General features: G+C 36.3%; 16 protein-coding genes and 4 pseudogenes. 13 read left to right on the top strand and 7 right to left on the bottom strand.

Going from position 1 to position 12,425, the window contains the following annotated elements; genetic code table 11:
• Together WDC_RS09550 and WDC_RS08180 are read right to left on the bottom strand one after the other, a co-directional pair.
• A partial coding sequence (locus WDC_RS09550) for a helix-turn-helix domain-containing protein (protein ID WP_156127021.1) occupies positions 1 to 121 on the bottom strand: 121 nt, incomplete at its 3' end.
• A gap of 127 nt (positions 122 to 248) precedes the next feature.
• The gene (locus WDC_RS08180) at positions 249 to 716 is read right to left on the bottom strand and encodes a Dps family protein (protein WP_003587210.1); all 468 of its coding nucleotides are present in this window, start codon (positions 714 to 716) and stop codon (positions 249 to 251) included.
• A 191-nt stretch (positions 717 to 907) separates the two neighbouring features.
• Here WDC_RS08180 and WDC_RS08175 point away from each other — a divergent pair.
• The 5 genes and pseudogenes from WDC_RS08175 to WDC_RS08155 form a co-directional block, all read left to right on the top strand.
• A pseudogene (locus WDC_RS08175) lies at positions 908 to 1,216 on the top strand (transposase); the annotation flags it as partial.
• A gap of 216 nt (positions 1,217 to 1,432) precedes the next feature.
• Positions 1,433 to 2,197, top strand: a complete 765-nt coding sequence (locus tag WDC_RS08170; protein ID WP_044011370.1) for a helix-turn-helix domain-containing protein — start codon at positions 1,433 to 1,435, stop codon at positions 2,195 to 2,197.
• A gap of 140 nt (positions 2,198 to 2,337) precedes the next feature.
• Entirely contained in the window at positions 2,338 to 2,946 is a 609-nt protein-coding gene (locus WDC_RS08165) for a helix-turn-helix domain-containing protein (protein ID WP_052497836.1), read from the top strand.
• A gap of 310 nt (positions 2,947 to 3,256) precedes the next feature.
• On the top strand, positions 3,257 to 3,664 hold the full coding sequence (locus WDC_RS08160) for a hypothetical protein (RefSeq protein WP_044011369.1): 408 nt from the start codon (positions 3,257 to 3,259) through the stop codon (positions 3,662 to 3,664).
• Positions 3,665 to 3,779: 115 nt separating this feature from the next.
• Positions 3,780 to 4,190, top strand: a complete 411-nt coding sequence (locus tag WDC_RS08155; protein ID WP_003687937.1) for a hypothetical protein — start codon at positions 3,780 to 3,782, stop codon at positions 4,188 to 4,190.
• 190 nt (positions 4,191 to 4,380) lie between these two features.
• Here the strand turns inward: WDC_RS08155 and WDC_RS08150 are convergent.
• The 3 genes and pseudogenes from WDC_RS08150 to WDC_RS08140 all read right to left on the bottom strand — a co-directional run.
• Positions 4,381 to 4,854 (bottom strand): annotated as a pseudogene (locus WDC_RS08150) (IS30-like element ISLsa1 family transposase); the annotation flags it as partial.
• 326 nt (positions 4,855 to 5,180) lie between these two features.
• Positions 5,181 to 5,483: a type II toxin-antitoxin system YafQ family toxin gene (locus tag WDC_RS08145; protein ID WP_005917927.1), complete on the bottom strand. Its 303-nt coding sequence runs from the start codon at positions 5,481 to 5,483 to the stop codon at positions 5,181 to 5,183.
• A complete protein-coding gene (locus WDC_RS08140; RefSeq protein ID WP_003625288.1) occupies positions 5,473 to 5,751 on the bottom strand; it encodes a plasmid mobilization protein in 279 nt (92 codons plus the stop codon). Before WDC_RS08140 ends, WDC_RS08145 begins: the two co-directional genes overlap by 11 nt.
• A gap of 103 nt (positions 5,752 to 5,854) precedes the next feature.
• On the opposite strand from WDC_RS08140, the gene WDC_RS08135 reads away from it, so the two are divergent.
• From WDC_RS08135 to WDC_RS09920, 7 genes and pseudogenes are all read left to right on the top strand, one after another.
• On the top strand, positions 5,855 to 6,442 hold the full coding sequence (locus WDC_RS08135) for a site-specific integrase (RefSeq protein WP_039098794.1): 588 nt from the start codon (positions 5,855 to 5,857) through the stop codon (positions 6,440 to 6,442).
• 12 nt (positions 6,443 to 6,454) lie between these two features.
• Positions 6,455 to 6,814: a hypothetical protein gene (locus WDC_RS08130; protein WP_044011368.1), complete on the top strand. Its 360-nt coding sequence runs from the start codon at positions 6,455 to 6,457 to the stop codon at positions 6,812 to 6,814.
• Positions 6,815 to 7,190: 376 nt separating this feature from the next.
• Positions 7,191 to 7,403 (top strand): hypothetical protein, encoded by a 213-nt coding sequence (locus WDC_RS08125; protein ID WP_044011367.1) that lies wholly within the window; start codon positions 7,191 to 7,193, stop codon positions 7,401 to 7,403.
• A gap of 618 nt (positions 7,404 to 8,021) precedes the next feature.
• Positions 8,022 to 8,957: a replication initiation protein gene (locus WDC_RS08120; RefSeq protein ID WP_044011366.1), complete on the top strand. Its 936-nt coding sequence runs from the start codon at positions 8,022 to 8,024 to the stop codon at positions 8,955 to 8,957.
• Positions 8,950 to 9,518, top strand: a pseudogene (locus tag WDC_RS08115) (DUF536 domain-containing protein). The gene WDC_RS08120 and the pseudogene WDC_RS08115 overlap by 8 nt, the downstream one beginning before the upstream one ends.
• Positions 9,519 to 9,643: 125 nt before the next feature.
• Positions 9,644 to 10,918 (top strand): polysaccharide deacetylase family protein, encoded by a 1,275-nt coding sequence (locus WDC_RS08110; RefSeq protein ID WP_044011365.1) that lies wholly within the window; start codon positions 9,644 to 9,646, stop codon positions 10,916 to 10,918.
• A 9-nt stretch (positions 10,919 to 10,927) separates the two neighbouring features.
• Positions 10,928 to 11,057, top strand: a pseudogene (locus WDC_RS09920) (restriction endonuclease subunit S); the annotation flags it as partial.
• Positions 11,058 to 11,168: 111 nt separating this feature from the next.
• Here the strand turns inward: WDC_RS09920 and WDC_RS08105 are convergent.
• A complete protein-coding gene (locus WDC_RS08105) occupies positions 11,169 to 11,525 on the bottom strand; it encodes a type II toxin-antitoxin system YafQ family toxin (protein ID WP_044011364.1) in 357 nt (118 codons plus the stop codon).
• The gene (locus WDC_RS08100) at positions 11,525 to 11,803 is read right to left on the bottom strand and encodes a type II toxin-antitoxin system Phd/YefM family antitoxin (protein ID WP_044011363.1); all 279 of its coding nucleotides are present in this window, start codon (positions 11,801 to 11,803) and stop codon (positions 11,525 to 11,527) included. The genes WDC_RS08105 and WDC_RS08100 overlap by 1 nt, the downstream gene beginning before the upstream one ends.
• A 76-nt stretch (positions 11,804 to 11,879) precedes the next feature.
• Between WDC_RS08100 and WDC_RS08095 the strand changes: the two genes are divergently transcribed.
• The coding region (locus tag WDC_RS08095; RefSeq protein WP_044011362.1) for a site-specific integrase at positions 11,880 to 12,425 on the top strand (546 nt) is incomplete at its 3' end.

Genomic DNA, 12,425 nt, shown 5'->3' with positions numbered 1-12,425 from the left:
CTAATTCATAAGAAATTGTGGCAGGTGATCGTTTTAGGCGATCGCTCATTTGGATATTGGACAGCCCTAGTTCACAAAAGGTTTCGATTTTAATTCGTTCGGAATAGGTTATACTAGACAAAAGATCAGCTCCTAAAAGATGGGTTTGTGGTAAACACCATTTTAAAGGAAGCTGATCTTTTTTGTCCGAACAGCGTTCGGATTAATTTTACAATCTACCATAAGCCTACCGATTTTTTAATATTATTTTATTCATCAATTTCCGGCGCCGACCCAAGCTCTGCCTGAATCATCCAGATTTTCTTCTCAATTGCGGTTTTGAGACCAATGAAAATATCTTGGGTACTGAAGTCTTTTTCAACATCGGATACTTCAATGCCGTGTTGGTAAAGGTCTTCCAAGTAACGATAGCCATCAACTAAGTGTGCGAGGCGTTCTGGGGTTGTTTTGTCCCATTCACCAGGCCAGTCTTGAATCTTAGTGTTTTCGGCCATTTCTTTTAAGGTCGAGTAAGGACTGCCATCAAGCGCAATCAGCCGTTCAGAAATGACATCGAGTTGGCTGTCAATTTCTTCCATGAACTCATCCATCAAGGGGTGCAACTTCAAAAAGTTGGGTCCACGCATGTACCAATGCGTCTGATGGATAATCATTGACATCTGGCTCAAATCGGCAACGAGTTGATTTAATACTGCTTTGGTTTTCGTATATTTCATTAGATTGATCTCCTTTCGATATGGTTATTATAACTTAGTGGTAGCTTAATGTGAAACGTTATACACTGGCAAATTAAGTTATTTATAGCCCGTAGAATTAAGTCGTTTTGAAAAGATGGAGACGTTAATTGGTAGATTGTAAAATTAAATAAATCTACAATTGAATTTTATTTACCTTATGAAGATGTTCAGGTGCATTGGCTATGCTTAGTTTGGCTAGCCAAAATTTAGAGCTGGTTCAGCATGTCATGGTTGATGGTGGCTACACTGGCAATGACTTTGCGGATCAGGTGAAGCTCATTTTGAATGCTAAGACGACGGTAGCTAAACGCAACGAGTTGCATACGTTCACGGTGTTACCGCAATGATGGATCATTGAACGTTCATGGAGTTGGCTAGACAAATGTCGGCGACTTTGGAAAAACTGTGAACGTGCCCTTAACAGCAGTCTTCAAATGGTTGTATTGGCCTTCCTGAAGATAGTTCTTAAAAGATACTAGACAGGTTCTAACACCAAACAGAAAGGGGCTATGAATATATAGGGTCTATAACTAACAAATAGGCCTTTGATCATTTCTAAAGCCATTCTTCAGAACGTTATTACGATCTGAAGAATGGCTTTATTGGCTTGTGCAAGTAACATTTGCGTGACTAATGCTAGTAATTCTTGCTAGGATTGCCTTAGATCCTTGATTATGATTTAGGAGGAGTGAGATTTGAGCTTTAAAGACGATATCAAGACCTTGCGCAGGCAATCTAACTTAACCCAAGAAGCATTAGCTCAAAAATTACATGTGACCCGTCAAACGGTCTCAACTTGGGAAACTGGCAAGAATATGCCAAGTTTAGAGACCCTGCATGCTTTGAGTCAATTGTTTAACATCTCACTCGAAAAACTTCTATTTAACGAGGAGATTGCAATGAAAAAAAATAAAGAACCCTCTTTGGCCACCCAGATAGATCATGATGTTAAGCTTAAAAGTCGTTATCGTCGTTGGACTTTTGGTTTAGGTGGCTTGATCGTACTAGCACTGGTTAGTGTTGGTATTTTATGTTTGGGATATTATAAAGGTATTGGGACGATTGATCGCTTTGATCCGTTTTTATCCTATAAGGTCGGGTACACTAAATTACCTAGTGAAAAGGAAATTTCTCCTAACAATAAGGCGACCAATGGTTACTGGACCGCTTGGTTCACCGATAATACGATGGGTAATGAATGGGCCAAATTAACCTTAACGACGGGGATTAATCCTGGGGTCAAAGATCCTTATGTGATGGCGTATCATAAGGGCAGCTATGTTAAAGTTGCACGTATTGTGCCTCGCACCTACATTAATCAGACTTATGTTAGCAACTTAGCAGCGCTAGATGCCTTGTTAAATCATAAGGGAAATACAGCGACTAACAATCATGACCTTAAGAAGTATAAGACACAAATCCACATATCCGACACTGTCCAACAGTTAGTAACTGAATAGAAAACCACCAAGTTACAATTCTGCAAGCAGTTTTAGGGCCTATAGTCACAAATAACGCCTATAAAAGAGCAAGCATAGAATCATTGCTTGCTCTTTTTGCGTTTCATCAACATAATTATTTTGAAATCAGGAGGGTATATATGAAATTTGGTGATCGTCTAAAAAACGCAAGAACAGAATTGAATCTTACTCAGGAACAAGTTGCTAGAGATTTTTTTATTACTAGACAAACTATTTCTAGTTGGGAAAATGAAAAAACTTATCCTGACATTGCTAGCTTGATTAAGTTGAGTGACTATTACCATATTTCACTAGATACTTTGTTAAAGGAGGATACAGGTATGCGTGAGTTTTTGGAAAAGGAAGAAGTTACGAGACAAATAAAACCAATTTATCGCGATCTTATAGTTATTGATTTACTAGTCTGTTCATTACTAATTGGTGACCTTTTTAATCTAATACATTTAGGTGTATTTATGCTGCCAATATTTTTCTTGTTATTGTGCAGTGTATCTGCATTAAATAAGTTAAGAGAGTTCGATAACTCTAGTTCTCTTGGATTAAAATATGCTTGGCAAAAATACTTGTCTGGAGAAAAAGGAGCAAAATATTCACTTATTATGCCGATAGTATTTATCACTTCAGGAGTCATTGTTGTGTTATTAAAAGAATGGTATATTGGTGGAATCTTTATGCTAACAGGAATTTCATTTTTATTTTCCATTTTTACAAAAACAAAACACCAATGATATTTTCCTATGCATCAGGGGGTATAAGTTCCTAATGACCCCTCAAAAAGACTATTAAAACAGCCCCCATTATTTACTAGTTAGATAATGGGGGTTGTTTTTTTATTTAACGTTTTAATAGACCTTGAAAAGCGAGGCTAAATTGAATAGTTAAGCGTTGATTGTGGTTTACCAATCAGACTAGCAAATTCAAATTTAAATACTTATACGCATTTTTACACAAGAAACAATAAAATTTGCATTTTTGATCATTAAGTGTATAATTTAATTTAGGGTTATCCTTTGAAAACTTAAATTAGGAGAATTTAGAATGATTGAAGAAAATTCTGTACGTATTAGTTCGACCGTTTCAAATGATGTTGCTAAAAACTTGGAACAATACGCAATTGAAAGTGGCTTGAAGAAAAGTTCAATTGTAAATGCTGCTTTGAAACAATTTTTGGCTGTTAATCCTATAAAGTTAATTAATGGCTTTAAAATCGAAAAAATAATGCTTTTAGGTGTGTCGGCGTTTGATCCAACTAAGATACCTTACTTTAAGGTTGGCGAAGTAGTTCCTAACAAAGATTTTTTAGGAACTGTTACTGGTATTTCTGTTTCTGAGGATGGAAGCTTCTTCTTCATTTCTCTAGAAGGTGGTAAGGAAGACGGTCAATTTGGACCAATAACTACGTTTACAGTTTCAACATCCCAATATGGTGTAGCACGTACTGACTAAAATGCGATTAACATAGGCCCAGTTATCATAAGCTATATCATCTTGACTGGTAGGGTATTTTTAGGTGGTTAAAGTGTTTTAATTAAGATAAGTCAATTATAGGAGTGTTTATAAGATGAGTATGGATGATATTTATAAATTTGATAATCTAGAGGATGCATTTGTTGCCATTGACAATAATGAGTTGACTGAAGATGCCCCTTTTAATGTCAACAACACCAGTTGTTATTATATTGGTAAGCGTGAAAAGTTATTAGATGGGATATCTATGCTGGTCTATAAATTCACTCTTATTTATGCTTTTCAAGCAGAAGTTGAAATAGCAACCACTGGTAAAAGAGGTGGTGATGCTGGGCATGGTGGACGTACTTATATATCTATTAAATCAAGTGAGGAAACAGACGCATTTTCACCTGTAAAGATTTCGGTAGAAGGAGATATGGAGCTAAGTGCAATTGTGGATAGCATGAGTTTATTTCTTGCGCTACTAGGTCATGTGGAATCTAATAAAAAGACCTTACCTTGATGTGTAGGGTCTTTTTTGTTGTAGACATAACCCTGTCAATTCTAGAAATTTTAGCTTATATCCAAGGGGAAAATGTTGGATCAGATTGATTTTGGTTAAAATAGAATTAAAGTTGTAATTACAATTATAACGAAAGTTTTTTATCTCAAAATCATACCATCATTAGACTCAAGCAAGGCAAATTACAAGTTTAATCCGAACAAGCCCGGAATCTTTCAATGGCAGTCTGTTGATGATGTATTTTTAATGGTCGTTGATTAATTAGTTCAAGTGCTGCTAGGATCTCATCAGTCGTTACTTGGCTAAAATTGGTCTTTTTCGGGAAGAACCAGCGTAACCGTCTATTAAAATATTCATTGGAACCTCGCTCCCATGGTGAATATGGATGGCAAAAATAAACTTTGATCTGATAATCCTGTTCTAAGGCCTGATAATTGGCAAACTCTTTACCATGATCAACAGTAATGGATTTTACTTGGGGGCCGAAGGCCCCCATAAACTTGCCAAAGGCGGTGTTTAGAGCCTTAGCCGTTCTATTAGGGGCTTTGATGGCCCATAGAAGTCGGGTCTTACGTTCCACGAATGTAACCAGACATGATCGTGACTCACTTCGACTAGAAAGCACCGTATCTACTTCCCAATGACCAAAAGCTAACCGTTGATTAAATGGTTACATGATAAAGGTGTAAACGAAAAGGTTATTTGGGATGCCGTAGATACTTCATATAAGCCACTAATCGAAACTGATTTCGACGCTGATTGGAAGACTGACATATTAGCCTCGATATCATCGAATAACTAAATACAGAAAAATACAACAAATATTATCAGACTAAGGACTATACTAGAAAACATCAGTACATTCCTTAACTCAGGGTCTATATTACCAATAGCCCCTCAAAAACATTGAAAGAATAGCCCCCAATATCTATAATGTAGATATTGGGGGCTATTTTAATTTATTTTTTTATAAGTGCCCCTAAACTATAGCTATTGATTCAAGATTTCATGGGAGCCAGTTGCAACCAATAACAAAATCAATTCATCATGATCTAGCTGATAAATAACAATCCAGTTGTCATAATTTTTACCATAGTTTCCATATCTGGCAGGGTGAAATTCACGATAGCCACGCCAATTTCCTTTTAATGCATGATCTTTAATCTGTTTCAAAACAAGTACATCTTGTTCAACAATTGCTTCTAAACAAGGCTTCAAGACAGTTATTGGGAAATGTTTTTTGACTAGTTTTTTTAATTCACGTTCAAAAGATTTGGTCTGTTTAATTTGCATCTAACTTATCGATCCAATCTTCAAAGTCAGTCAATGAACCAATGTTTTTGACCTGCCCTGTTTCTGCTTCTTTTTTAGCGGCTAAGGCTTCCGGAGAATCTAAAAAGCTGACTAATCGAACTTCATTATTGGCCGCTTTAACTAACGATAAGCGTATATACTCAGAAACGGTTAGCCCTTGTTTTGCTAGATTAGCTTTAGCCCGTTCACTAATGTCAGGTGTTACACGAGTTGAAATTGTCTTGTTTTTAATAATAGTATTACTCATTCTAATCCGCCTCCTTCAAGTTTACCATCGTACTACATTATAATATTCGATTTTTAGGTTTTCTGCAACTAAATTAATTTTAAAGTAAAGGAACTAACAGCTTATGCAACAAGTTGTCTTACCCATCAAAGATTCAAACGTTCTCAAAGAGGTGCAAGATACCTTACTCAACAACTTTAAAGCTGGCCGGCGTAACTATACAGTTTTTCAAGTTGGCAAAGCGACACTGTTGCGAGTCAGTGATGTCATGCGCTTAAAACAAACCGATATTTTCAATCCGGACGGTTCTATTAAACAAAATGCGTTCATTCACGACCGAAAAACGGGTAAGCCTAATACCTTGTATCTTAAACCAGTTCAAACAGAGCTCTTATTGTACCGTCAATGGCTACTTGATCATAGACTAGCCTCTGAATGGCTCTTTCCTTCCATTCAACACCCCGAGCGCCATATTACAGAAAAACAATTTTACAAAATCATGAGTAAGGTTGGCGATCTGTTAGGAATTAATTATCTGGGTACTCATACGATGCGCAAAACCGGGGCTTATCGCGTCTACACGCAATCAAATTATAATATTGGCTTAGTCATGAATCTGCTCAATCATTCCAGTGAGGCGATGACTTTAGCTTATTTAGGCTTAGACCAGGCTAGTACCGAAACGATGCTGGATCAAATTGATTTTGGTTAGGAGGCTGGCTTTATGGATTTAGATTTTAAATCAAACAAGTATGATCTTTTTGATGATTGGCATCAAAACAAGACTAAACAAGCCTTTACACAAAAGTTGCAGCAACAAGCTCAAATTGAAAAAACACAATTACCGCAATTATTGTCGCGTGAAGATTTAAAAATTCGTTGGCAGATGAACTCTCGTCAAAGTGTTCATCAAGTTGCTAGTAAGCCTGATTTTCCACAACCCGTTTTTGCTTTTAATCATGGCAAGACCCCACTTTACTTAGCAACTGAAATTCAAATTTTCGAAATTAATCACCCTTGGGTAATAACTCCCGGTGCTCGTCTTACTTATAGTCATTGGATCCTTCGTAATGTGATTGATTAATCTTAAGATTTAACTCTAGGTTTTTGATAGTTGGCGTTAGCCTTCTAATACAAATAAACCCCATCAAAATGGGGATTAAATCTACCCTTGACACTTGTCAAGGGTGTAAGTGCGCATTGACCTCGTTTCACTCGGTCTGCTGATAACCATAAAATCAATTTTTGTCGTTGTTGAATTGAATGTATTTTTAATTCAATTTATGCTTGCACCTAACTAAGATTGTTATGTTTTAAATATTTAAAAAGTGTTGCAGATTACGCTGTTTTAAGCAAAAATTTTTTAATTGCTTTGTGCAGATAATCTTTATAAGCTTGGTAACAAATTTTGAATAACGGTGCTGTAAGATCTGTGAATTTAAACTGAAAGCATTATTTTGATGTTAGGAGTCATTAAGATGGACGAAAAGAAAGTATTAAAACCAATTGATGAAATGCTTGCTGATCCTTGGCAAGTTGATATTCAAGAATTGTTTGAAGCTTATGTCAATGAACCTGACGAGATTAAAAAGAATTTGTATGATTCCTTATACACTTATATTTTGCAAAAAAGACAAGAAGCTATTATTAATCGTCCTGGCTTCGTTATTTAGCCCTCTAAGAGTCTGTTGAGGGCTTTTTGTTTTTGCTTTGGTATAAATATATATAAACAGTCTCAAAACCGCTAAAAACGAAAAATAAGGCCCTTAAAAACGAACATAGCCGCTAAATTCTTGTTAAGATTCAGAAAAACTAACCGTTTGCTGTCAATGGTAGCGGACGAGCAAAGCGTGGGAGCATAAGGAATTGACAGCTCTTAACCAGTCTTTACACTGAAATGGCGAAAGCCAAAGTTTCTACAAAACTTTGCTTTCCTGCCTAACGGCGAGTGAAAAAGCAGTCAAGCTGGCTCAGCTTGGACGGGGTTCGGGGCGTCAGCGCCCGAACTAATGTGGCTTGTCACTCCTTTGTAGGCAACGAACGAAGTGAGGCGCAAAGAGCGTAGCGAATGAAGTTTAATGTGAGCCTGTTTTTGGGCTCACTCCTTTGTATTTTTGTTTTAGATTTTGATCTTGTACAGTGGTGCCTCTTTTAAACCTCTTTTAGACCCCTATTGCGCCTTACTACCCCAAGGCGTACAGAAGTTTATCGACTACATTTTGTCTGTTTATCGACTACATTTATTTACTCCTGTATTCAAATAAGGTAGTATTATTCAAGGAGGTTATTTTATGAGCAATGAATTAGTCAAATATGACCCTGAATTAAATACAATCCCCTTGCGAAGGTTTACTCCTGTAGAAATGAACTTGTTCTTTTCTGTAGTTTCTAGAATGCGTGATAAAGGTGATGATACTGTTAGATTTACCTTTGATCAGTTAAAAGAGTTAAGTGCCTATAAGCCAACCGCAAATAATCGGTTTATTGATGACATACAAAGTACATATCAAAAAATACTAGGTCTTAGATTTGGCTCTCGAAGTAAAGATGGTCTTGATAGAGAGATGTTTGTCATGTTCACTCGATTTGAAATTAAGGGATCTGCAGACGTTCCTTATGTTGATATTCAAATTTATCCCAAAGCGTTGAAACTTCTAAATAATCTCGAAAGTTGGGTTCGTTATGCTTTGACAGAGTTCCGAGATTTAAAGAGTAGTTACGCAAAAACAACTTTTCGTATTCTTAAACAATTCCGAACCACTGGTTATGCTTATTTTTCTAAAAATGATTTCTTTGAACTACTAGATATTCCACAAAGCTATTGGAGTAAGCCTGCGAACGTTGAATCTAGGGTTATTCGCCCAATTAAGGAAGAACTAACCCCTTTGTTTAGAGGCCTAACTATACGAAAAAAATATGGTAAAGGTCGTGGGAAACCAGTGATTGGTTATACTTTTACTTGGAAGCCTGAAAGAAAAGACGCAAACGACTTTTCTCAAGGTAAGTTCCAAGATGAGCGTCAAAAACTTTTTAATATCCAGCATAATGGTGAATTAACAGAACAAGAAAAATGGCGTGCTACCGATAAAGTTAAAGGCCTACCACTAGGCTCAACTGAAAAACAGATTTTAGCCGAACGACAGATTGAGCATGATAAAACAATAAGAGATCAGACAAGACAAGAAATGCTTGCTGAACTCCGAAAGGGGTTTGGAAATCATACCTAAAACTATTAGAGAACTTGCTGATGAATTGAAGGTCTCTAAACAAACTATTCAATACCACTACCAACAAAGAACCGACAAAAAGATAGTCAAGGTACAAACATGATCAGCCTTACAGCTGAAAGGATTATTAGGGACAAGGTAGCAAAGCCTTCAGTAGCAAATACCCAACAAACAGGTAGCAAAAAAGTGACAAAGACTAGCAAAGAAAATAATGAGCTAATTGCCACTCTAAGAAGAGAAATAGAAGATTTAAAGTCTCAACGTGACAAACAGCTTGCTACCAAAGACCGACAAATAGATCATCTAACAAAATTGGTGGATCAGCAGCAACAATTACAATTAGCAACAGTAGCAGATAACCGTCGATTAAAAGATCATGTACAAAAGCTAAGTGGGAAACTAACTCAAAAAACTAACGACAACTTGTCGACCGGAAATGATCTTTTTAACATCCAAGATAAAAAAAGCAAAATAGCTAAACAGAAGATTGTTAAATCTGGTAGTAATAAAGATGGCATACACACAAATAGAGCTATTAAACGTTGGTGGAAATTCTGGTAAAAGTTAATGTAAGCCTTAAGGTTTCAACTAAAGCAATTTACGAATAATTTTATTTTTGAGGTAATAAGATATAGAATGGCACTAACTTGTCGTTTAATATTCATAAAAATTATGGGGGAGTAGCTGTGATAAAAACCAAGATAACTAGTCTTGTCGTCATTGGGTTGATTTTGGGGGCAGGCTTATGGTTATATGGCAATATTGATGATGATGTTATGACTACAAAAACTGATAGTCAAACAACTAAGACAGTAAAGCAGGCAAAAACTGATAGTCAAACAACTAAGGCAGTAAAGCAGGCAAAATCATTAAGTCAACAGTACCAATATAAAGAAGCAAAATCAGTGTTATCGGGGCACAAAGGAACAACAGTTGATCATCTAAAAAAGAGTATTAATAAGCAACAGTCAAAGTTGGTCACGTGGGATGATCCGACAAAAATTTCACATCTTTTTTATCATTCACTAATTGTTGATCCTGGTAAAGCTTTCTCATCTAAGCAGGCACAGGGATACAAAGATTATATGGCGACCATCGACGAATTTATGCCGATGCTGAATCAGTTATATGATAATGGCTATGTATTAATTAACTTTAAAGATATCATTTCGATTGATAAACAAGGGAAGGTGACTTTCAAACCAGTCAAATTACCTGAAGGCAAGAAGCCTTTAATTATATCACAGGATGATGTTAACTATTATGAGTATATGAAGAATTCTGGATTTGCAGATAAATTAGTCGTCAATAAGCAAGGTGATGTTAAAAATCAATATACCAATAATGGTCAGAAGAAAATTGGTGATTATGACATGGTACCGATTATTGATACCTTCATCAAAAAGCATCCAGATTTCTCATACGGTGGCTCAAAGGGTGTGATTGCTGAAACGGGTTATAATGGGGTGCTAGGTTATCGTTCATCAAAGAGTCAATATGGTGATACAAAAAAGACACATCGCGAAGCTAAGAAAGCGACAAAGGTTGCTAACGCTATGAAAAAGGAAGGTTGGCAGTTTGCATCGCATTCCTGGGGTCATATAAATATGACTACGGCCAGTGTTGATGATATCAAAAAGGACACTGCACTTTGGCAAAAGGAAGTACAACCAATTGTTGGTAAAACACCAGTATTGATTTTCCCATTTGGAGCAGATATTGGCTCATTTACAAATTATACAAATGATAATGCAAAGTACACTTATCTTAAGAGTAGCGGTTTCAGTATTTTCGATAATGTTGATGCTTCACAGACATCATGGGGTCAATTAACAAATGATTATTATCGTAATGCGCGGATAAATGTCGATGGTATTCGTTTACATGAAACAATGACTGGTGAGAACACGGTTCTAAATGACTTCTTTAATACAAAAGATTTTTATCATCGTGATAAATAATGAAGAGTGCGAGACAAAAATCGTCAACAAAAAATTGGGTTATTTTTCAAACAGTTAGACAACACTATCACTCTTCATCAACGTAAGTTAGATTTGTTGAAAGAACAAAAAAAGCTTCTTACAAAAGATGTTTGTGTAGGGTCTATAACTATCAAAAATCGCCCCTCGAAAACATTGAAAGAATAACCCCTAATATCTATAATGTAGATATTAGGGGTTATTTATTTTTATATACCAGAAATAGCTTCTTTTATTCGTTATTTTTTCGATACCTTTTAGCACGATTTTGACCAGGAAATAAACGATCATGCGATCCGACTCGAATGCCAATTAAGACTAGTTCATCTGTATCAATCGTATAAACCACCAGAACGTCGTTAGTTTCGCTTGGTGTTTTGTTTTTCGGGGTGTCTCGTAAATGAAATTCATTATAACCGCTCATTCGCCGATTAAGCTCATGATCTTCAAATTCTGGTGGTAATTGTTGCTGCTCAAGCAACAGGTCAATGGCTGCTCGAACCTCATCAATAATAGATTTGTCTAAACTGGCTAACCGTTTTAGATCAGCATTAAAGGTTGCACGTGGTTTAAATCTTAGTTTTTTCATTATTTAAACTGATCCCAATAATCATCATTTGATTCAACAATTTCATCGTCAGGTAAAACATGGCGTTTAATTAACTGATCACGCGCAATTGCATATTCTAACGAACCTTCTTTCGCTTTTAATGCTCTTTCTAGCCAGTCCATTTTTTCTTGTGAAACGATGGCCACTGCGCGACTGTTTGAACGAGCAATATAAACGGTTTCATCTTCGTCATTAACTTGATCTAAATATTTTTTTAGGTTAGCGCGAAAATCGCTCTGTGTTAGTGCTAATGTCATATTTACCACCCTTTCATTGTACTTAATATTGTACTTTAATTTGTACTAAAAATCAATTTTTTAAGGAGCTCAAACTATGCAACAAGTTGTCTTACCCATCAAAGATTCAAACGTTCTCAAAGAGGTTCAAGATACCTTACTCAACAACTTTAAAGCTGGCCGGCGTAACTATACAGTTTTTCAAGTTGGCAAAGCGACACTGCTGCGAGTCAGTGATGTCATGCGCTTAAAACAGGCCGATATTTTTAATCCGGACGGTTCTATTAAACAAAATGCGTTTATTCACGACCGAAAAACGGGTAAACCTAATACCTTGTACCTTAAACCTGTTCAAACAGAGCTCTTATTGTACCGTCAATGGCTACTTGATCATAGACTAGCCTCTGAGTGGCTCTTTCCTTCCATTCAACACCCTGAGCGCCATATCACGGAAAAACAGTTCTACAAAATTATGAGTAAGGTTGGCGATCTGTTAGGAATTAATTATCTAGGGACCCACACAATGCGCAAAACCGGGGCTTATCGCGTCTACACGCAATCAAATTACAATATTGGCCTAGTCATGCACTTACTAAATCACTCAAGTGAATCAATGACTTTAGCTTATTTAGGCTTGGATCAA

The organism is Paucilactobacillus wasatchensis (assembly GCF_000876205.1).
Taxonomy (GTDB): Bacteria; Bacillota; Bacilli; order Lactobacillales; family Lactobacillaceae; genus Paucilactobacillus; species Paucilactobacillus wasatchensis.
The sequence above is the reverse complement of the archived record's forward strand: the minus strand, read 5'-3'. Positions and strand labels throughout refer to the sequence as shown.

Coding starts and splice junctions, on each gene's coding strand:
- WDC_RS08120 (WP_044011366.1), top strand. CDS start 8,022: ATGAGCAATGAATTAGTCAAATATGACCCTGAATTAAATACAATCCCC.
- WDC_RS08145 (WP_005917927.1), bottom strand. CDS start 5,483: ATGCAAATTAAACAGACCAAATCTTTTGAACGTGAATTAAAAAAACTA.
- WDC_RS08135 (WP_039098794.1), top strand. CDS start 5,855: ATGCAACAAGTTGTCTTACCCATCAAAGATTCAAACGTTCTCAAAGAG.
- WDC_RS08105 (WP_044011364.1), bottom strand. CDS start 11,525: ATGAAAAAACTAAGATTTAAACCACGTGCAACCTTTAATGCTGATCTA.
- WDC_RS08130 (WP_044011368.1), top strand. CDS start 6,455: ATGGATTTAGATTTTAAATCAAACAAGTATGATCTTTTTGATGATTGG.
- WDC_RS08140 (WP_003625288.1), bottom strand. CDS start 5,751: ATGAGTAATACTATTATTAAAAACAAGACAATTTCAACTCGTGTAACA.
- WDC_RS08155 (WP_003687937.1), top strand. CDS start 3,780: ATGAGTATGGATGATATTTATAAATTTGATAATCTAGAGGATGCATTT.
- WDC_RS08160 (WP_044011369.1), top strand. CDS start 3,257: ATGATTGAAGAAAATTCTGTACGTATTAGTTCGACCGTTTCAAATGAT.
- WDC_RS08180 (WP_003587210.1), bottom strand. CDS start 716: ATGAAATATACGAAAACCAAAGCAGTATTAAATCAACTCGTTGCCGAT.
- WDC_RS08100 (WP_044011363.1), bottom strand. CDS start 11,803: ATGACATTAGCACTAACACAGAGCGATTTTCGCGCTAACCTAAAAAAA.
- WDC_RS08165 (WP_052497836.1), top strand. CDS start 2,338: ATGAAATTTGGTGATCGTCTAAAAAACGCAAGAACAGAATTGAATCTT.
- WDC_RS08125 (WP_044011367.1), top strand. CDS start 7,191: ATGTTAGGAGTCATTAAGATGGACGAAAAGAAAGTATTAAAACCAATT.